Origin of the sequence: Streptomyces sp. NBC_01268, assembly GCF_036240795.1 — a bacterium.
Classification (GTDB): domain Bacteria; phylum Actinomycetota; class Actinomycetes; order Streptomycetales; family Streptomycetaceae; genus Streptomyces.
Genome location: NZ_CP108454.1, coordinates 3,025,297 through 3,043,239 on the forward strand (window position 1 = coordinate 3,025,297; position 17,943 = coordinate 3,043,239).

The following is a 17,943-nucleotide window of genomic DNA, read 5'->3' on the forward strand; positions in this document are numbered from 1 at the left end:
GGTGCGGGCTCGCACCCCACATGACATCAGGCGGCTAAGCCGCCCACGGCACCTGCGGCGACCGGTAGTAGTCGATGCCCAGCGCGGTCAGCCGCGGCCCCTGCTGGGCGAGGCGGAGCCGGTAGTCCTCCCAGTCGTGGGTCGCGGACGGCGACCAGCCCAGTTCCGCGATGCCCGGCAGGCGCGGGAAGGCCATCTGGTCGATGTGGGCGCTCTCGGAGACCGTCTCGGTCCACAGCGGCGCCTCGACGCCCGCGACGGCCGTCGCGGGCAGGCCCGGCAGGAGGGTGGCCGGGTTCCAGTCGTACGCGCGCTGCACCTCGACGTATCCGGCCCACGCGAGGCCCAGCTTCGTCTCCTTCGTGTACTTCATGTCGAGGTAGGCGCGGTCGGCGGGCGACAGGATGATCCCGGTCCCGTTCCGTCCGGCCGCCGCGACCTGTTCCTTCTCGGCCGCCGAGCTGCGGTCCAGGCCCCAGTACTGGGCGAGCGCGCCCTCGGCGGGCCGGGCGCCGGTCAGCTGGTGCCAGCCGATGACGGTCTTGCCGTACTTCGCGACGAGCGGCTGCACCCGGTCCATGAAGGCCTGGTAGTCGGCGTGGCTGGTGGAGTGCGCCTCGTCGCCGCCGATGTGGAGGTAGCGGCCGGGGGTGAGGGCGGCCAGTTCGCGGAGCACGTCGTCGACGAAGTCGTACGTGATCTCCTTCGGCACGCACAGGGAGCTGAAGCCGACGCCGGTGCCGGTGTAGAGGGGCGGGGCGACGCCGTCGCAGTTGAGCTCGGCGTAGGAGGCGAGGGCCGCGTTGGTGTGGCCGGGGAGGTCGATCTCGGGGACGACCTCCTGGTAGCGGGAGGCGGCGTAGCGGACGATCTCGCGGTAGTCGTCCTTGGTGTAGAAGCCGCCGGGTCCGCCGCCGACCTGGGTGGAGCCGCCGTAGGTGGCGAGCCGGGGCCAGGAGTCGACGGCGATGCGCCAGCCCTGGTCGTCGCTGAGGTGCAGATGCAGCTTGTTGACCTTGTAGAGGGCGAGCTGGTCGATGTAGCGCTTGACCTGGTCGACGGTGAAGAAGTGGCGGGAGACGTCGAGCATGGCGCCCCGGTAGGCGTAGCGCGGGGTGTCGGTGACGGTGCCGCCGGCGATCTGCCAGGGCCCGGCCTGGACGGTGCGCTTCTCGACGGCGGCGGGCAGCTGCTGGCGCAGGGTCTGGACGCCGCGGAAGAGCCCGGCGGGCCGGTACGCGGTGAGGGTGACGCCGGTGCGCCCCGAGCGCAGCTCGTACCCCTCCTCGCCGAGCGCGGTGGCGCGCGGGGAGAGCCGGAGCAGGATGCCGCCGCGCGCCGCGTCGTCGTCGACGACGGGCAGCGGGTAGCCGGTGGAGGGGCGGAGCAGTCCGGCGAGGTAGCGGCCGATGTCGCGGGACTCCGGGTCCTCCGCGTCGACGCGGACGGCGGTGGTGCGGCCGAGGGTGTACGGGGCTCCGCCGGGGGTCACGGAGGCGGGCGCGGGCACGATCGCGCCGAGGGGCCGTAAGGCGGCCGGACGCGAGGCGCCGGACGCGCCGGTCGTGCCGAGGGCCGAGAGGCCGGCGGCGAGGAGGAGGAGTGGACCGAGGAGTCGCGGAACCGTTCTGCGCTGTCTCACGGGCATGTCCCTTTCGACGGGCGTGCGGCGAGCGGTGCGTATCCGAACAGTCACCATGCGTACCCCGGAGCCTCAGGAGCGGTCAAGGTGTAGACCAATTAGCCCATCTGGGGGCGTGATCATGTCGCCCGTTGCCCGATATCGGGCAGGATTCTTGCAATGCCCCTCGGGTACCCCTCAGTATTCACGGGTGCTCGAACGCCGACCGTCGCACGACGACCTCATCGACCATCTGGTCCGCAGCACCGCGCTCCAGCGCGGTGAGGCCGCCCGGGTGGTGCTCGACGTGCTGGCGTACTTCGACGAGTCGACCGAGGAGTTCGTGCGGCGCCGCCACCGCGAGCTGCAGTCCGGCGGTTCCGTCAACGCCGAGATCTTCGAGCGGATCGCGGGCGAACTCCCGCACCGCGCGGTGGCGCCTCCGGAGCTCTCCCTCCGGCAGCTGCGCCGCATCGTCTACGGCTGAGTCGGCCGGGCACACTCACTGACCTTGGAGGGTTGACACCTTTATGTGCGGAATCGTCGGTTACATCGGCAGGCGTGACGTGGCCCCCCTGCTGCTCGAAGGACTGCAGCGCCTGGAGTACCGGGGTTACGACTCCGCGGGCATCGTCATCACCAGCCCGAAGGCCGCCGGCCTGAAGATGGTGAAGGCCAAGGGCCGGGTCCGCGACCTGGAGGCCCGCGTCCCCAAGCGCTTCAACGGCACCACCGGCATCGCCCACACCCGCTGGGCCACCCACGGCGCGCCGAGCGACGTCAACTCGCACCCGCACCTGGACCCCGAGAACAAGGTCGCCGTCGTCCACAACGGCATCGTCGACAACGCCCAGGAGCTCCGCGCCAAGCTGGAGGCCGACGGCGTCGTCTTCGCCTCCGAGACGGACACCGAGGTCATCGTCCACCTGATCGCCCGCTCCCAGGCCGACTCGCTGGAGGAGAAGGTCCGCGAGGCGCTCAAGCACATCGAGGGCACCTACGGCATCGCCGTGATGCACGCCGACTTCAACGACCGCATCGTGGTGGCGCGCAACGGCTCCCCGGTCGTCCTCGGCATCGGCGAGAAGGAGATGTTCGTCGCCTCCGACGTCGCCGCCCTGATCGCCCACACCCGCCAGGTCGTCACCCTCGACGACGGCGAGATGGCCACCCTGAAGGCCGACGACTTCCGTACGTACACGACGACGGGCGCGTCCACCACCGCCACCCCGGAGACCGTGGAGTGGGAGGCCGCCTCGTACGACATGGGCGGCCACGACACGTACATGCACAAGGAGATCTCCGAGCAGCCCGACGCGGTCGACCGCGTGCTGCGCGGCCGGATCGACGACCGCTTCTCCACCGTGCACCTCGGCGGCCTCAACCTGGACGCCCGCGAGGCCCGCTCCATCCGGCGGATCAAGATCCTCGGCTGCGGCACCTCGTACCACGCCGGCCTCATCGGCGCGGGCCTCATCGAGTCGATGGCCCGCATCCCCGCCGACGCCGAGCCGGCCTCCGAGTTCCGCTACCGCAACCCGGTCGTGGACCCCGACACCCTGTACATCGCCGTCTCCCAGTCCGGTGAGACCTACGACGTGCTGGCCGCCGTCCAGGAGCTCAAGCGCAAGGGCGCCCGCGTCCTCGGCGTCGTCAACGTGGTCGGCTCCGCCATCGCCCGCGAGGCCGACGGCGGCGTGTACGTGCACGCCGGCCCCGAGGTCTGCGTCGTCTCCACCAAGTGCTTCACCAACACGGTGGTCGCCTTCGCGCTGCTCGCCCTGCACCTCGGCCGCATCCGCGACCTGTCCGTCACCGACGGCAAGCGGATCATCGAGGGCCTGCGCAGGCTGCCCGGCCAGATCGAGGAGATCCTCAAGAGCGAGGACGAGATCAAGAAGCTGGCCAAGGAGTACGCCGGCGCCCAGTCGATGATGTTCATCGGCCGCGTCCGGGGCTACCCGGTCGCCCTGGAGGCCTCCCTCAAGCTGAAGGAGATCTCCTACATCCACGCCGAGGCCTACCCCGCCTCCGAGCTGAAGCACGGCCCGCTCGCCCTCATCGAGCCGGCCCTGCCGACGGTCGCCATCGTCCCCGACGACGACCTCCTGGAGAAGAACCGCGCCGCCCTGGAGGAGATCAAGGCCCGCAGCGGCCGCATCCTCGCGGTCGCGCACCAGGTCCAGGAGAAGGCCGACCACACCATCGTCGTGCCGAAGAACGAGGACGAGCTCGACCCCATCCTGATGGGCATCCCGCTCCAGCTCCTCGCCTACCACACGGCGCTCGCCATGGGCCGCGACATCGACAAGCCGCGCAACCTGGCCAAGTCCGTCACGGTCGAGTAGCGGCGCCCCGGGCCTGTCCCCCGGAGCCCCGCACCTCGTGGGCCTGTCCCCCACGAGGCTCGGCCGGACACCACAGCGGTCCCCGTGCATCCCAGGTGCACGGGGACCGCTGCTTTCGTACTCCTGCCGGGTGCTCAGCTCGCGGCGGCCGCCCCGCGGCCCGCGCGGGCCACCGAGGTGGGCCAGCCCGCCACCGCGGCCGTGGCGCCGTACCAGGCCGCGAGTCCGGCGACCGCGGCCACCCAGCCGCCCGCCTTGCCGAGGCCCGCGTTGTCGGCGAGGGCACCGATGCCGAGGAGCAGCAGGGCGACGAACAGGAGCCCGTACACGCCCTGTCCGAAGAGCCCGCTGCCACCGGCGGCGAGGGTCAGGGTGAGCGCGAGCAGCGCCCACAGCAGCAGGAAGAGTCCTGCGGCCTCGGACGAGCCGTCGCCGCCGACGCCGGTGCCCCAGGTGAACCAGAAGGCGCCGAGCGCCGCGTACGCCGTGCCCGTACCGCCGTCGCCGGCGCGCAGGGCGAGCAGGCCGACGAGGAACAGGGCGACGCCGCCGACGAAGGTGGCGAGACCTGCGGCGTCGGCGGGGCCGACGTGGTCGAGCACGCCGGTGGAGCCGATCCCGAAGGCGAGGAGGGTCAGTCCGAGGGCGAGGTTTCCGAGCGTGGAGGTGGTGTTTCCCGCGGCGGCTTCATTGGACACGGCGGGCTCCCTTCAAGTGCGCAGTTGTGCTGCTTGGGCCACTTTGTTCCGGTGGCCTTTATCTACCCTTCACAAGCGCACAATTCACCTGAGGAAGGCCGAAATATTGGCCGGATCAAGGGAGTTGGGGGAGAGGCGGGTGGTACGGGCCGCTACGGGATCACGATGACCGGGCGCTGGGCCCGCCGGGCGAGCCGCCCCGCGACCGAGCCGAAGATCCGCCCCACGATGCCGTGCGTCGAGCCGACCACGATCGCGTCGGCCGAGTACTCCCGGCCGACCTCCTCCAGCTCGTGGCAGATGTCCCCGCCGCGCTCGACCAGGATCCAGGGCACCTCGGAGAGGTGCTCGGCGCAGGCGAGCTCCAGACCGAGGACCTCGGTGCGGTGGTCCGGCACGTCGACGAAGACCGGCGGTTCGCAGCCGGCCCACACCGTGGTGGGCAACCGGTTGGCGACGTGCACGATGATCAGGCCCGACGCCGAGCGGCGGGCCATGCCGATCGCGTAGGCGAGGGCGCGCTCACTGGACGTGGAGCCGTCGAAGCCGACGACGACGCCGTGCCGGAAGGCCGGATCGCAGGCGTGACGTGGCTGTTCCACCGCGAGGGGGTCGACCGTGGAGTCGGCGACGCGCTTGCGGTCCGCGGGTTCGGGGAATTCGTGACCGGCCATCGGTGTCTCGGCGAAGAGAGTCCTCTTGGGAGGGACGGAAGGGGAGAGCGGAACAACGGTTGGCGGCGGAGCTGTGTCCGGGAATCATCTTCCCAAGCCCATACCCCCAAGGGTACGGCGGCACTCCTCTCGTGCCCAGGTGTGCCACCGGGCGCCCGTAGGCGTTCCAGGGAGCATGCACGAGCCCCGCGCCGTAGCGCAATGCCGCTTGTGCCCTACAGGTGTCGGCACGGGGGCCAAACGGACGCCCCCCGCAGTGACCGGAACGTTCCGTTCCTCGTTCCCACAGGTCACGCCACCGTCGCAGGGAGTCCGCCCGTGCCCGCACCCTCAGCCGCCCGCCCAGCCGCCCCCGCCGACACCCCCTCCCGGGCCGCCCGGACCCCCGCCCCGCGCGGGCACCGGCGGGCGCCGGAGGAGGGGCCGGGCGGCCCGGGGCCGGACGCGGCGAGCGACGTGATGCGCTGGGCGGTCTTCTGCTGTGCCCTCGTCCCGGTCGTCCTGGTGGTCTACGGGACCTCGCTCGGCGGCGCCGCCGGCACCGCCCTGGGGCTCGCCGCCGTGACGGCGGCCTGCCGGGTGCTGCTCCGGCGCTCGGAAAATGGGTTGCGCGCCGAGCACGTACGCCCGCGTACTGACTCCGGACACCCTCGGAGTTGACAGGGTCGTACGGCGATTCCCATATGTTTTCAGCCAAGTTCCGGGTACCGGTGACCCTCTGGCCGAAGACCGCTCAACCCGTGTAGCGCTTGGCTGCACCGCTCTGGACTGGGTCGACCGATCGAACGCTTCACGCCAAGTGCCCATGTCGACAATCCGCCGGGCGGAGAACTTGTCACCCCGGCGCCACGGGACGCAGTAGATTCGATCATGGGTACCGAAGACTGGGGTCTTGTGCAAAACCGAGGGGAAACGTGGCACAGCGACACGACCAGGGAGACGCCAACACCGAGGGGGGCTTAGCGTCATGAGCCAGGACCACTCCGTCGCACCGGAGGCGGTACGGAAGCTGTCCGGACGCCGCCGTCGCGAAGTCGTCGCGGTACTGCTGTTCAGCGGTGGGCCCATCTTCGAGAGCTCCATCCCGCTCTCCGTGTTCGGCATCGACCGTCAGGACGCGGGGGTGCCACGCTACCGGCTCCTCGTGTGCGCCGGCGAGGACGGCCCCCTGCGGACCACAGGGGGACTCGAACTCACCGCGCCGTACGGCCTGGAGGCCATCAGCCGCGCCGGCACCGTCGTCGTGCCGGCCTGGCGCTCGATCACCTCGCCGCCGCCCCCGGAAGCGCTCGAAGCGCTCCGCCGGGCGCACGAGGAGGGCGCGCGCATCGTCGGCCTGTGCACGGGGGCGTTCGTCCTCGCCGCGGCCGGCCTGCTCGACGGCCGCCCGGCGACCACGCACTGGATGTACGCGCCGACGCTCGCCAAGCGCTATCCGTCGGTCCACGTGGACCCGCGGGAGCTCTTCGTCGACGACGGCGACGTGCTGACCTCCGCGGGCACGGCGGCCGGCATCGACCTCTGCCTGCACATCGTGCGGACCGACCACGGCACGGAGGCCGCGGGCGCCCTGGCGCGCCGACTGGTCGTCCCGCCGCGGCGCAGCGGCGGTCAGGAGCGCTACCTCGACAGGTCTTTACCTGAGGAGATCGGCGCCGACCCGCTGGCCGAGGTCGTCGCCTGGGCCCTGGAGCACCTCCACGAGCAGTTCGACGTGGAGACCCTGGCTGCCCGCGCGTACATGTCACGGCGGACCTTCGACCGCCGGTTCCGCTCGCTGACGGGCTCCGCCCCGCTGCAGTGGCTGATCACCCAGCGGGTGCTCCAGGCACAGCGGCTCCTGGAGACCTCCGACTACTCCGTCGACGAGGTCGCGGGCCGCTGCGGCTTCCGCTCCCCGGTGGCGCTGCGCGGCCACTTCCGGCGCCAGCTCGGCTCCTCGCCGGCCGCCTACCGGGCCGCGTACCGGGCCAGGCGTCCGCAGGGCGACGGCGGGACCTCGGTCCTCGACCCGGTCGTGCCGGCACAGGTCGCCGCCGGTCCGCGGCGCCCGCTGAGCCCGCTGGAGCCGGGCAAGCTGCCGGCGGACGCCTTCGCCCACGGCCGCCCGGCCCTGCCGGGTCAGCGCAGCGCGCCGTAGGCCGCCCCGTACCGCGCTGCCACGAGCCGCGCACCGAGAAGACCGACGGGCCCCCGGGACACCTCCCCGGGGGCCCGTCGGGCATGCCCCGGGCGCTCCCCGGGCATCCCCTTGATCCCCAGGACACCCCCTAAGGTAGGACGCATGAACGATCGCATGGTGTGGATCGACTGCGAGATGACCGGGCTCTCGCTGACGGACGACGCACTCATCGAGGTGGCCGCACTGGTCACCGACTCGGAACTGAACGTGCTCGGCGAAGGCGTGGACATCGTGATCCGCCCGCCGGACGCCGCCCTGGAGACGATGCCGGACATCGTGCGCGAGATGCACACGTCCTCCGGCCTCCTCGACGCGCTCGCCGGGGGCACCACCCTCGCCGACGCCGAGGCCCAGGTGCTCGCCTACATCCGCGAGCACGTGAAGGAGCCCGGCAAGGCCCCGCTGTGCGGGAACTCGGTCTCCACCGACCGCGGCTTCCTCGCCCGCGACATGGCGGCCCTGGAGAAGCACCTCCACTACCGGATCGTCGACGTCTCCTCGATCAAGGAGCTGGCCCGCCGCTGGTACCCGAGGGCGTACTTCAACAGTCCGGAGAAGAACGGCAACCACCGGGCGCTCGCCGACATCCGCGAGTCCATCGCGGAGCTGCGCTACTACCGCGAGGCGGTCTTCGTCCCGCAGCCCGGCCCCGACTCGGAGACCGCGAAGCAGATCGCCGCCAAGCACGTCGTACCCGCGGAATGAGCCCTGCTCGCGCCCTTCGAACAACGCGGGCGCGAGCACCCTCAAACACCCTGTAGACTTCTTCTCGGCCGGTCGGGGAAACCTTCGGGAAAACCGCCGGTCGTGGTGGGTATAGCTCAGCTGGTAGAGCACCTGGTTGTGGTCCAGGATGTCGCGGGTTCGAGTCCCGTTACTCACCCTGATACCGAAGGCCCCGGTTCGAAAGAACCGGGGCCTTCGGCGTTCCCCGCCGCGTCGTGCCCGGCGGGAAGGTCCGCCCACCCGTCCGGTCACCCCCACCCTCACCGTCGGCGTCTTCGGCGGTCACGGCCGATCACTCTTTCGGGCGAGGCGGCGGCTTCCGCGACGCCCCCACTGCCAACTTCCCCACATGTCCGACATCTTCATATGCATTCACCTGCGGCACAGCGGCTCGACCCGCTCCTCGAAGGCGCCCAGATGAAGATCGCCGACGACAGGGTGCGGGCCGCGTACGACACCGAACTCGACCTCCTCGCCGAGGCGGAGGCCGGGCGGCGGGGGCGTTGTCCACAGGGCGGAGACGGTTCTGTAGCGGGCGTTAGGGAATCTGATACGGTGAGGTCCTCGCTGATTCCATAGCGTTCGCTACGGATGTGCGGGCCCTGACCCGGCTCGCGCACGGCTCACCCACGGGGGGACTTCCATGACCGCGCACACCCTGCTCCTGGCCCACGGCTCCGGCGGCGGCACCGACTCCCACTTCGGCCCGATCCGCACCGCACTGGCCTCCGGCGGACGCCGGGTCGTCGGCTTCGACCTGCCCGGCACCGGCACCGCACCGCGCGCCACCGCCCCGCTCGACCTGGACGCGCTCGCCGACGGCCTGGTGGCGGAGGCAGACGCGGCGGGCGTCGAGCGCTTCGCCGTCGCGGGGTATTCACTGGGCACGACCGTCGCGGTCCGCGCCGCCACGCGCCACCCGGAGCGGGTGACCGGGCTGGCGCTCACCGCCCCCTTCGCCCGGGCCGACCACGCACTGCGGCAGGCCTCCTGCCTGTGGCGGGACCTCGCCGAGAGCGGGCAGCACGAGCTGGTGGCGCGTCTCCTGGTGACGCTCGTGTTCAGCCCGGCCATGCTCGACCCGATGAGCCCCGAGATCGTCGAGGGCGTCGTCCGGCTCGCCGCCGAGTCCCTCCCGGCGGGCACGCCGGACCACGCCGACCTGGTGACCCGGGCGGATGTGCGCGGGGACCTGCCCCGGGTGGGCGTGCCGACCCTCGTCATATCCACCACCGAGGACCGCCTCGTCTCCCCCGCCCTGCACCGCGCGGTGGCCGCGGGCATCCCGGGCGCCCGCCTGGCCGAACTGGCCACGGGACACGCCCCGTTCGCGGAGAACCCGGCGACGTGGGGAAAGCTGACGGTGGAGTTCCTGGAGGAGCTGGAGGGCTGATCCGTCGACGCCCCCGGGAAGGGGTGCGCGCCCCGGCCGGTGGTGGGGGTGGGATCCGGCCGGAGCGCGCGGTGTGGGGGAGCGTGGGGGCGTGGGGCCTTCGAGCCGGGTCCTGTGAGCTGGGGCGCTCTGGGGAACTCGGGGAACCCGGGGCTACTTGTAGGCGCCGAAGGCCTGGGTGAAGGCGTAGGGCTGCTGGAGGATCGAGGAGCAGGTGGGGTCGGCGTAGCCGACCGCCCCGGACGCGCACTGCTTGTCGCGGGTCGAGGACCACATCGACAGCCAGCCGATGCCCTTGGACCTCGCGAAGTCCACCAGCTGGGTGGCGTCGTCGACCTTGAACACCTCGGAGGCGACGTCGTTGACGCCGATCATCGGGGTGACGGCTACGGCCTTCCAGGCGGCCGTGTCCGACAGCCCGAGGACGCCCTTGATCTGGGCCTGGGTGGCGGTGGCCGCCGAGACGGCGTACTGGCCCATGTCGCCGCTGTAGGCCGGCCCGTAGTCCATCGCCATGATGTTGACGGCGTCGACGCGGACCCCGTTCCGCTTGGCGTCGGCCAGCAGGTCCACGCCGGGCTGGGTGAGGCCCTCCGGCATGACGGGCAGCGTGAAGGAGACGTTCAGGCCCGGGTGGGACTTCTGGAGCTGTGCGATGGCCTGCGAGCGGCGGGTGTTGGCGGCGGTGTCCGGGAGGGCCGCGCCTTCGATGTCGAAGTCGACCTTGGTGAGCTTGTACTGGTCGACGACCTTGCCGTACGCGGCGGCCAGCGCGGTGGACGAGGAGCAGTTCAGGGCGAGTTCGTGGCCGGCCGCGCCGCCGAAGGAGACCCGGACGTCACCACCCTTGGCCCGCAGGGCGCCGATCTGGGCGGCGACCTTGTCGGAAGCCAGGTCGGTGACGCCGCCCCACAGCGGCGCGCAGCTGCCGCCCGAGGTGACGAAGGCGAGGTTGAACTCCTTGACGCCGGTCTGGGCGACGGTGGCGAGCAGGTCGTACGAGGGGTAGAGGGAGGTGTCGACGTAGGGGGCGAACCGGGCGGCGCCCGTGCCGGGCGGGGTGGTGGCCGTCGCGGTGGGTGACGGGGTGACGGTGGCGGTCGCCGTGGGGGTGGCGCTCTGGGTGGGCGTTGCCGTCCTGGTGGGGGTCGCCGTGGCCGTGGGGGCGGCGGTGGCGGTGGGCTGTCCGGTGGGGCGGCCGCTCGGGGTGGGGGTGGCTCCTCCGGCGGAGCAGGCGGCCTTGTTGATGAGGCAGCCGACCGGGTCGCCGGCGGTGCCGGTGGCGGAGGTGACGAAGCCGACGGTGACGGACTGGCCGGGGGCGAGCTGCCGGTTCCAGCTCGCGGGCTTCACGGTGACGTGGCGGCCGGAGACGGTGTGGTCGCCGTTCCAGAGGGAGCCGATGACGGTCCCGGCGGGCAGGTCGAACTCCAGGGTCCAGTCGGACTGCGGGGCGGCGGTCTCGTTGGTGATGACGTACTGGCCGGTGTAGCCGCCGGTCCAGCCGCTGGTCCTGGTGTAGGCGGCGCCGACGGTGGCGGCCTGGGCGGTTCCGGTGAGCGCGAAGGCGGCACCGCCGATCACCGCGGCGGCGACGACCACGCCGACCGCCTTGGTCCTGCCGCTCGTCCTGCGCCGGTGCGAACTGGTGCCCATCGCGTGCCTGCCTCTGCGTGCCGGGGGTGGGGGTGTGGCGGGGGGTGCGGCAGCACGCTAGCGACAGGGAAACGGACAAAGGCCCACAAGGAGGCCAGGGTTGAGGATTCTTAGGCTCCGCTTAAGGGAGGCATCGGGAAGCCGAAAGGTTGGGGTCCCGCCCGCCGCCCGTCAGGCCTTCTGGCGCCGTCCGCGGCGCCCCGCGCCCGACTCGGCGCGGCGGCGGCCGCGGCTCCTGCCGTCGGCGGAGCGGCGGCCGTCGAGGCCGATCCAGATGCGCACCTCGGTGCCACCGAGCACCGAGTGCCCGATGCGTACGTCGCCGCCGGTGGACTCCGCCATGCGGCGCACGATGTCGAGGCCGAGGCCGGTGGAGCCGTCCCGGCCGCCGCTGTTGCCGCGGGCGAGCGCGGCGGCGGGGTCGGCGATGCCGGAGCCGGCGTCGGAGACCAGGATGATGACGGCGTCGTCCCCGTTGTGGACGTCGACCGAGAAGGCGGTGCCCACCCGGGTGTGCCGGAAGACGTTGCCGAGCAGCGCGTCGAGCGCGGCAACGAGTTCGGGCCGGGCGACCGGGATGCGGACGGGCCGCTCGATGCCCGCGACCCGCACCTTGCGGTCCTCGTCCTCGGCGAGCGCCGACCAGAAGTCCATCCGCTCGCGCACCACTTCGGAGGCGTCGCAGCCGGCCAGGGGCGCGCTCGGCTGGGTCTGCGGCTTGGCCTCGCGGGCGGTGCGGATGATCGTGTCGACCTCGCGCTCCAGCTGTTCGACGGCGGCCCGGGTCTGCTCGGCCGCGGGACCCGAGCCCAGCGAGGCCGCGTTGAGCCGGAGCACGGTCAGCGGGGTGCGCAGCCGGTGGGAGAGGTCGGCGGCGAGTTCGCGTTCGTTGGCGAGGAGCTGCACGACCTGGTCGGCCATCGAGTTGAAGGCCGTGGCGGCGGACTTGAGCTCCGGCGGGCCCTCCTCGGGGACCCGGGCGCCCAGCTTGCCCTCGCCCAGTTCGTGGGCGGCGCGCGCGAGGCGCTGGGCGGGCTGGACCATGCGCACGCCGAGCCGGTCGGCGACCGCGACGGAGCCGACGATGAGGGCGATCCCGACGGCGGCGAGGACCAGCCAGGCGGTGGCGACGCCGTTGCTGACCTCGCCCTCGGGGACGAAGAGTTCGACGATGGCGACCTGTCCGGAGCTGACCGCGGTGGGCTGGAGCAGCACGGAGCCGCCCGGCACCTCGGCGATGGTGGCCCGGCCCAGCGCCCGGGTGGTGGCCAGGCTCTCGTCGGTGGCGCGCCGGGTGCCGATCTCGACGCCCTCGGCGCCGGGTTCGCCGGGCGAGGGGAGGTGCACGGCGAGCCGGCCCTCGGCCCCGTCGTCGGTGGTGGCGACGGCCCGGTCCAGCTGTTCGCGGTCGGTGGTGATCGCGAGGACCGGCGCGAGTCCGGCGGCCCGGCGCTCGGCGTTGGAGAACGCCCGGTCCCTGGCCATCTCCTTGACGACCAGGCCGAGCGGCACGGCGAACGCGACGACGACCATGGCGGTGACGGCGAGCGACACCTTGACCAGTGCCCATCTCACGGCAGCGGCTCCAGCGGCGGTTCCAGCTTCACGCCCACCCCGCGCAGGGTGTGCAGATAGCGGGGCCGGGCGGCCGTTTCACCCAACTTACGTCGTAGCCATGACAAATGTACGTCAATGGTCTGATCGTCCCCGTAGGACTGCTGCCACACCTCCGCCAGCAGCTCCTTGCGTGGCACGACCACCCCCGGGCGGCCGGCCAGGAAGGCGAGCAGGTCGAACTCCCGCCGGGTCAGGTCGAGCGGGGTGCCGTCCAGGGCCGCCTGGCGGCGCAGCGGGTCGATGGCGAGCCCGCCGACCCGGATCTCCCGCGGGGGCGGCACCTCGCCCGCCGAGGACCGGGCCCGGCGCAGCACCGCCGCCATCCGGGCGGACAGGTGCTCCACGGAGAAGGGCTTGGTCAGGTAGTCGTCCGCGCCGTCGTTGAGCAGCCGGACGATCTCCGCCTCGTCGTCGCGCGCGGTCGCGATGATCACCGGTACGTCGGTGATGCCGCGCAGCATCTTCAGCGCCTCGGACCCGTCCAGATCGGGCAGTCCGAGGTCGAGGATGACCACGTCGAAACGGAAATGGGCGACCTCGCGCAGCGCCTCCAGGGCCGTGCCGACGCTGCGCACCAGGTGCGACGCCTCGGTCAGATGCCGGATGAGGGCGGAGCGCACGAACTGGTCGTCCTCGACCACGAGCACACTTGCCATGGCCCGCACCGTACGCCATCCGGGGGATGGCAGTATGAGCCGGATGCGAAGAGGTCTGGTTCACGCGCTGGCGTGGTCGCTCGCCACGGGCGGCGCGGTCACGCTCTCCTGGTGGGGCGTGCACACGGTGCTCGCCGGCACGGTCTACGACCCGCCGCGCGCCCTGCCGATCCCGACCGGTGTCAGCACGGCCGGCGGCTCCGACCCGCTCGCCTCCTCGACGCGCACCACCGGCTCCCCCACCACGCCCCCGCCGGCACCCCCGGCCACCTCCCGGCCGCCGTCCTCGCCGGCCACGCCCCCGTCGCACCGCCCCACCAGCCCGAGGACCGCGACGAGCGCCCCCGGTGGCACGGGCGGGACGAGCGGCGCGTCGGGCTCGGGCGGCGGCGCCGGGAGCACGGGGAACGTGAAGAGCTACGGCACCGACGGCGGCCGGGCCGTCTTCGACATCGGTGCGTCCTCGGCCGAGCTGGTCAACGCGACCCCCGAGTCGGGCTGGCAGATGCAGGTGTGGAAGCAGACGACGTGGATCCGGGTCACCTTCACCAAGGACGGCCGGGAGATCTCGGTCTTCTGCCTCTGGCACGACACCGCGCCCCGCGTGGAGATCGAGGAACGCGCCACCTAGGGCCTGTCGTCACACTCCCGTCGTCGCCCGAAGGGCGGCCCCGCGGCGTCTGCTGCGTGCTCTCGGCGTGCCGGGTGGAAGCCCTCGTACTGGACGTACTCGGACTTTCACCCGGTGCGGCGAGAGCACGTGCCAGGCGTCGCGGGGCAGGCGGGAGTTTGACGACAGGCCCTAGGGCGCCCTGGGGCGGTGGCCCCGAGGCCTCAGCGGAAGACGGACGCGGGCGGTACGGGCGAGGGCTTGGCGCTCGCGTCGGTGACCGGTGCGGCGCCGCCGGCGAAGTCGACGAGCGCCCGTCCGTGTTCGACCCGCCCGGGGTGCGGGTCGGTCGCGACCCGCCGGGTCAACTCGGCCACCGGCAGCTCCTGGTCGGAGGCGAGCAGCACGGCGTTGCCGAAGCGGCGGCCCCGCAGCACGGTCGGGTCCGCGGTGAGGGCGAGCTCGGGGAAGACGGTGGCGGCGGTCGCGACCTGGCCGCGCAGATGGGCCAGCGGCGGGCCGTCGGCGAGGTTGGCCGCGTAGAAGCCGCCGGGCCGCAGCACCCGCCGCACCTCGGCCAGGAACTCCGTACTGGTCAGATGCGCGGGCGTACGGGCCCCGCTGAACACGTCGGCGATGATCAGGTCCGCCCAGCCGTCCTGCACCTTGCCGAGCCCGGCCCGGGCGTCGGTGGAGCGGACCCGTATCCGGGCGGTGGTGTCGAGCGGCAGCTCACGGCGGACCAGCTGCACGAGGGGCCCGTCGAGCTCCACTATCTGCTGGGTGGAGCGGGGCCGGGTGGCCGCGATGTACCGGGCCAGGGTGAAGGCTCCGCCGCCGAGGTGCACGACCTGGACCGGCCGGTTCGGCGGGGCGACGAGATCCGCGATGTGCCCGAGGCGCCGCTGGTACTCGAAGGTGAGGTGCGCGGGATCGTCGAGGTCGACGTGCGACTGCGGGGCGCCGTCTATCAGCAGCGTCCAGCCGCGGGGCCGCTCCCGGTCGGGTATGAGTTCGGCGAGCCCGCCGTCGACGGTCTCGACGACGGCGACGGCCGCTGCCGCCCGTTCCCGCTGCTTGTTCCTGGCCACGTGCCCCATTATCGGCGCAGCCGGCCGGGCACCGCCCGACGAGCCCCGAGGGGGCCCGCTGCGGCTCAGCGGCAGCCGTCCGCCGCCTCGATCAGCCGGGCCGCCTGGCCGAGCGCCTCGCGGAGCATCGCCGGGTCGGTGACCTCGCCGCTGTCGCCGGGCGGCAGCAGCCAGTCCGCGGGGCGGGGGGTGACGCCGTCCGGGCCGGGCAGCTCCGGCAGCTCCGGCAGGCGCAGCCCCCGGCCGAGGGTCTCGGTACACGCGCTGCCCGGCATGTCCCAGCCCGCCGCCGTCCCCGGCGGGACCAGGAAGCCGAGCGTGTCGCAGGCGCCGTCGTGCAGTACCGGGCCGACGGCGGGAGCGCCGCCACGGCGCAGGATGTCCACGGCCTCCAGGCCCTGCCGGGCGGGCACGGTGACCAGGTCGCAGGGCTCGGCCGGGGACGCGCTCGCGTCCGGCGTGGGCGCGTGCATCGCGGTGGACTGTGATGCGGTCTCCGCCATGGGACCCCTCCTCACTCCATGTGGAGACACGTTCCGTCTCTCCACATGGTTCAACGCCCGTGGACGTCAACGGCTACGGCGGCACGCCGCCGCAAAGGATGGCAGTTCATGGCAGATCGCAGGCGAGATATCCGATTTGTTTGCAAACCCTGCGTGCGCACCCGGTCACAGCAGGTACGTTCTTGCCCCGCCGGACCACCGGCAGCACCAGGAGAGGGCTCGGCCATGGCGTTGTCACGGGCAGTTCCCAATCTCGCCTTCCGCAGACTCCGCGGCCGGCACTCGCCGGGGGAGTTCGCCGCGACGGTCCGCCGGGCCGCGCGGGAGATCGGCGAGCAGGTCGCATGCGACGCCCGCTACATCGGGCGCGTGGAGGCGGGCGAGATCCGCTGCCCCAACTACGCGTACGAGCGGGTGTTCCTGCACATGTTCCCCGGACTGAGCCTGGCGGACCTGGGGTTCTCGGCGCGGGAGGCCGTTCGCGGCCGGCGGCCGGCCGTCCCGGCCGGGGCACCGCCACCACCCCCCGCCATCACCACCCGGAACGATGAGGAGAGCGACGTGCTGCGTCGCGCATTCATGACCGGCGGCACCGCCACCGTGGCGGCCGCCTCGCTGGGACTCGGCGGCACCGCCGTCGCCATCCCCGCCCCCCGTGGCGTCCACCGTGTCGGCGACGCCGAGGTACGCGCCGTCGAGGACGCCGTGCGCCAGATCCGCCTGCTCGACGACCGGCACGGCGCCGACGGCCTCTACCAGCGGGCCACCCAGCCGCTCCGTACCGCCTACGCCCTGCTGGACGCGGGCGTCAGCGCCCGCCGCTCCACCGCCGACCGGCTGCACAACGGCGCCGGCGAGCTGGCCCTCTCCGTCGGCTGGCTCGCCCACGACTCCGGCCGGCTCGACGACGCCCGCTCCCACTACGCCGAGGCCCTCGCCACCGCCCGGGTCGCCGGGGACTCCGCCCTGGAGGCGCACGCCTTCTGCAACACCTCGTTCCTGGCCCGGGACGCCGGCCGGTACCGGGAGGCGGTACGGGCCGCCCAGGCCGGGCTGCGGGCCGCGCAGCCGCTCGCCTCGGCCCGGCTGCTGACCCTGCTGACCCTGCGGGAGGCCGGGGCGTGGGCCGGGCTCGGCGAGCGCGCCGCCTGCGTCCAGGCCCTCGGCCGCGCCCACGACCTGTTCGCGCGGGGCCCCGGCGACAGCGACCCGGAGTGGATGTCCTTCTTCGGCGAGCCCGAGCTGGAGGCGCTGGAGGCCCAGTGCTGGTCGATGCTGGGCGACTGGTCCCGCGCGGCCCGGCACGCCCATCGGGCGACCGTGCTGCAGAACCCGCACTTCGCCCGCAACCTCGCCCTCTACCGGGCCCAGCTCGCCGGCAACCTCGCCCGCGCGGGCCGCCCCGAGGAGGCCGCGGCCCAGGTGCAGCGGGTGGTGGACTCCCTGGACGGCGTCGACTCCGCCCGGATCCGCACCCTGCTCGCGGAGACCCGCCGGGTCCTCGCCGCCTACTGACGTCCGCCGGGCGCCGTGGGCGCGGGGCGCCGACCGCCTACTCCAGGTGCCCGGTGTCGTTCCAGCGCTCGATCGCGGGCGCCCCGTACGCCCAGCCGAGGACGGACAGGCTGGTCGGGTCGAGGCGGATGCACGAGGCGAAGGAGACGTCCTCCCCCAGCCAGCGCGCGCCGATCGACCGCAGGATGTGCCCGTGCGCGAAGACCAGCACGTCGCGGTCGGCCGAACGGGCCCACTCCACGATCCGGTCGGCCCGCGCGGACAGCTCCGCCAGCGTCTCGCCGTCCGGGACCGCGTCGCGCCAGATGAACCAGCCCGGCCGGACGGCCTGGATCTCGGCCGGGGTCATCCCCTCGTAGGCGCCGTAGTCCCACTCCATGAGCGCGTCCCAGTTCTCCGCGCGCTCACCGAACCCGGCGAGGTCGCAGGTCTCCCGCGCCCGCACCAGCGGGCTGGTGCGCACCTCGACCCCGTCGAGCCCGGCCCACGGGCCGCGGCTCAGCCGCTCGCCGAGCAGCTTGGCCCCGCGCCGGCCCTCGTCGAGCAGGGGGATGTCGGTCCTGCCGGTGTGCCGGCCCAGCAGCGACCATTCGGTCTGGCCGTGCCGGGCGAGCAGGATGCGCGGTGCCATGAGGTCTCTCCGGTGGTGTCAC

The 17,943-nt window shown here is 73.0% G+C and carries 17 protein-coding genes and 1 tRNA gene; 9 read left to right on the top strand and 9 right to left on the bottom strand.

The features are described 5' to 3' along the window. Positions 1–34: 34 nt before the first annotated feature. The gene (locus OG309_RS13345; protein ID WP_329420800.1) at positions 35–1,648 is read right to left on the bottom strand and encodes a beta-N-acetylhexosaminidase; all 1,614 of its coding nucleotides are present in this window, start codon (positions 1,646–1,648) and stop codon (positions 35–37) included. A 184-nt stretch (positions 1,649–1,832) separates the two neighbouring features. Here OG309_RS13345 and OG309_RS13350 point away from each other — a divergent pair, with 184 nt between their 5' ends. Both OG309_RS13350 and glmS read left to right on the top strand, forming a co-directional pair. After that, the gene (locus OG309_RS13350) at positions 1,833–2,108 is read left to right on the top strand and encodes a hypothetical protein (RefSeq protein ID WP_046907141.1); all 276 of its coding nucleotides are present in this window, start codon (positions 1,833–1,835) and stop codon (positions 2,106–2,108) included. A gap of 43 nt (positions 2,109–2,151) precedes the next feature. After that, the gene (glmS, locus tag OG309_RS13355; protein ID WP_329420802.1) at positions 2,152–3,969 is read left to right on the top strand and encodes a glutamine--fructose-6-phosphate transaminase (isomerizing); all 1,818 of its coding nucleotides are present in this window, start codon (positions 2,152–2,154) and stop codon (positions 3,967–3,969) included. Positions 3,970–4,103: 134 nt separating this feature from the next. On the opposite strand, the gene OG309_RS13360 is transcribed toward glmS, so the two are convergent. Both OG309_RS13360 and OG309_RS13365 read right to left on the bottom strand, forming a co-directional pair. Beyond that, positions 4,104–4,667 carry a GPR1/FUN34/YaaH family transporter gene (locus OG309_RS13360; protein WP_329420803.1) on the bottom strand — a complete coding sequence of 188 codons (564 nt, stop codon included), beginning with the start codon at positions 4,665–4,667 and terminating at the stop codon, positions 4,104–4,106. A 152-nt stretch (positions 4,668–4,819) separates the two neighbouring features. After that, complete coding sequence (locus OG309_RS13365) at positions 4,820–5,341, bottom strand: universal stress protein (RefSeq protein ID WP_329420805.1); 522 nt, start codon at positions 5,339–5,341, stop codon at positions 4,820–4,822. A gap of 318 nt (positions 5,342–5,659) precedes the next feature. Between OG309_RS13365 and OG309_RS13370 the strand changes: the two genes are divergently transcribed. From OG309_RS13370 to OG309_RS13390, 5 genes are all read left to right on the top strand, one after another. Next, positions 5,660–6,001 (top strand): hypothetical protein, encoded by a 342-nt coding sequence (locus OG309_RS13370; RefSeq protein ID WP_329420806.1) that lies wholly within the window; start codon positions 5,660–5,662, stop codon positions 5,999–6,001. A gap of 307 nt (positions 6,002–6,308) precedes the next feature. After that, positions 6,309–7,481 (top strand): helix-turn-helix domain-containing protein, encoded by a 1,173-nt coding sequence (locus tag OG309_RS13375; protein ID WP_329420808.1) that lies wholly within the window; start codon positions 6,309–6,311, stop codon positions 7,479–7,481. Positions 7,482–7,625: 144 nt separating this feature from the next. Continuing rightward, entirely contained in the window at positions 7,626–8,228 is a 603-nt protein-coding gene (gene orn, locus OG309_RS13380) for an oligoribonuclease (protein ID WP_329420810.1), read from the top strand. A gap of 105 nt (positions 8,229–8,333) precedes the next feature. Next, a tRNA-His gene (locus OG309_RS13385) sits at positions 8,334–8,406 on the top strand. 486 nt (positions 8,407–8,892) lie between these two features. Further along, complete coding sequence (locus OG309_RS13390; protein WP_329420811.1) at positions 8,893–9,642, top strand: alpha/beta fold hydrolase; 750 nt, start codon at positions 8,893–8,895, stop codon at positions 9,640–9,642. Between the two features lie 153 nt (positions 9,643–9,795). On the opposite strand, the gene OG309_RS13395 is transcribed toward OG309_RS13390, so the two are convergent. The 3 genes from OG309_RS13395 to OG309_RS13405 all read right to left on the bottom strand — a co-directional run bounded on the left by OG309_RS13395 (position 9,796) and on the right by OG309_RS13405 (position 13,571). After that, positions 9,796–11,298: a cellulose binding domain-containing protein gene (locus OG309_RS13395; protein ID WP_329420812.1), complete on the bottom strand. Its 1,503-nt coding sequence runs from the start codon at positions 11,296–11,298 to the stop codon at positions 9,796–9,798. Positions 11,299–11,469: 171 nt separating this feature from the next. Further along, the gene (locus OG309_RS13400) at positions 11,470–12,873 is read right to left on the bottom strand and encodes a HAMP domain-containing sensor histidine kinase (protein ID WP_329420814.1); all 1,404 of its coding nucleotides are present in this window, start codon (positions 12,871–12,873) and stop codon (positions 11,470–11,472) included. After that, positions 12,870–13,571, bottom strand: a complete 702-nt coding sequence (locus OG309_RS13405) for a response regulator transcription factor (protein WP_329420816.1) — start codon at positions 13,569–13,571, stop codon at positions 12,870–12,872. Before OG309_RS13405 ends, OG309_RS13400 begins: the two co-directional genes overlap by 4 nt. 34 nt (positions 13,572–13,605) lie before the next feature. Here OG309_RS13405 and OG309_RS13410 point away from each other — a divergent pair, with 34 nt between their 5' ends. Further along, the gene (locus tag OG309_RS13410) at positions 13,606–14,202 is read left to right on the top strand and encodes a hypothetical protein (RefSeq protein ID WP_329420817.1); all 597 of its coding nucleotides are present in this window, start codon (positions 13,606–13,608) and stop codon (positions 14,200–14,202) included. A 203-nt stretch (positions 14,203–14,405) separates the two neighbouring features. Here the strand turns inward: OG309_RS13410 and OG309_RS13415 are convergent, their stop codons facing one another. Together OG309_RS13415 and OG309_RS13420 are read right to left on the bottom strand one after the other, a co-directional pair. Next, complete coding sequence (locus tag OG309_RS13415; protein ID WP_329420818.1) at positions 14,406–15,281, bottom strand: spermidine synthase; 876 nt, start codon at positions 15,279–15,281, stop codon at positions 14,406–14,408. Positions 15,282–15,337: 56 nt separating this feature from the next. Further along, entirely contained in the window at positions 15,338–15,775 is a 438-nt protein-coding gene (locus tag OG309_RS13420) for a hypothetical protein (protein WP_329420819.1), read from the bottom strand. A gap of 225 nt (positions 15,776–16,000) precedes the next feature. Between OG309_RS13420 and OG309_RS13425 the strand changes: the two genes are divergently transcribed. Further along, complete coding sequence (locus OG309_RS13425; protein ID WP_329420820.1) at positions 16,001–17,290, top strand: tetratricopeptide repeat protein; 1,290 nt, start codon at positions 16,001–16,003, stop codon at positions 17,288–17,290. A gap of 37 nt (positions 17,291–17,327) precedes the next feature. Here OG309_RS13425 and OG309_RS13430 read toward each other — a convergent pair whose 3' ends face one another. After that, positions 17,328–17,921: a histidine phosphatase family protein gene (locus OG309_RS13430; protein ID WP_329420821.1), complete on the bottom strand. Its 594-nt coding sequence runs from the start codon at positions 17,919–17,921 to the stop codon at positions 17,328–17,330. Positions 17,922–17,943: the final 22 nt, after the last annotated feature.

Bases quoted from the DNA above. Each gene is read 5' to 3' on its own strand.
- OG309_RS13345 (WP_329420800.1), bottom strand. From the start codon at position 1,648: ATGCCCGTGAGACAGCGCAGAACGGTTCCGCGACTCCTCGGTCCACTC.
- glmS (WP_329420802.1), top strand. From the start codon at position 2,152: ATGTGCGGAATCGTCGGTTACATCGGCAGGCGTGACGTGGCCCCCCTG.
- OG309_RS13365 (WP_329420805.1), bottom strand. From the start codon at position 5,341: ATGGCCGGTCACGAATTCCCCGAACCCGCGGACCGCAAGCGCGTCGCC.
- OG309_RS13375 (WP_329420808.1), top strand. From the start codon at position 6,309: ATGAGCCAGGACCACTCCGTCGCACCGGAGGCGGTACGGAAGCTGTCC.
- orn (WP_329420810.1), top strand. From the start codon at position 7,626: ATGAACGATCGCATGGTGTGGATCGACTGCGAGATGACCGGGCTCTCG.
- OG309_RS13390 (WP_329420811.1), top strand. From the start codon at position 8,893: ATGACCGCGCACACCCTGCTCCTGGCCCACGGCTCCGGCGGCGGCACC.
- OG309_RS13395 (WP_329420812.1), bottom strand. From the start codon at position 11,298: ATGGGCACCAGTTCGCACCGGCGCAGGACGAGCGGCAGGACCAAGGCG.
- OG309_RS13405 (WP_329420816.1), bottom strand. From the start codon at position 13,571: ATGGCAAGTGTGCTCGTGGTCGAGGACGACCAGTTCGTGCGCTCCGCC.
- OG309_RS13410 (WP_329420817.1), top strand. From the start codon at position 13,606: ATGAGCCGGATGCGAAGAGGTCTGGTTCACGCGCTGGCGTGGTCGCTC.
- OG309_RS13415 (WP_329420818.1), bottom strand. From the start codon at position 15,281: ATGGGGCACGTGGCCAGGAACAAGCAGCGGGAACGGGCGGCAGCGGCC.
- OG309_RS13420 (WP_329420819.1), bottom strand. From the start codon at position 15,775: ATGGCGGAGACCGCATCACAGTCCACCGCGATGCACGCGCCCACGCCG.
- OG309_RS13425 (WP_329420820.1), top strand. From the start codon at position 16,001: ATGGCGTTGTCACGGGCAGTTCCCAATCTCGCCTTCCGCAGACTCCGC.
- OG309_RS13430 (WP_329420821.1), bottom strand. From the start codon at position 17,921: ATGGCACCGCGCATCCTGCTCGCCCGGCACGGCCAGACCGAATGGTCG.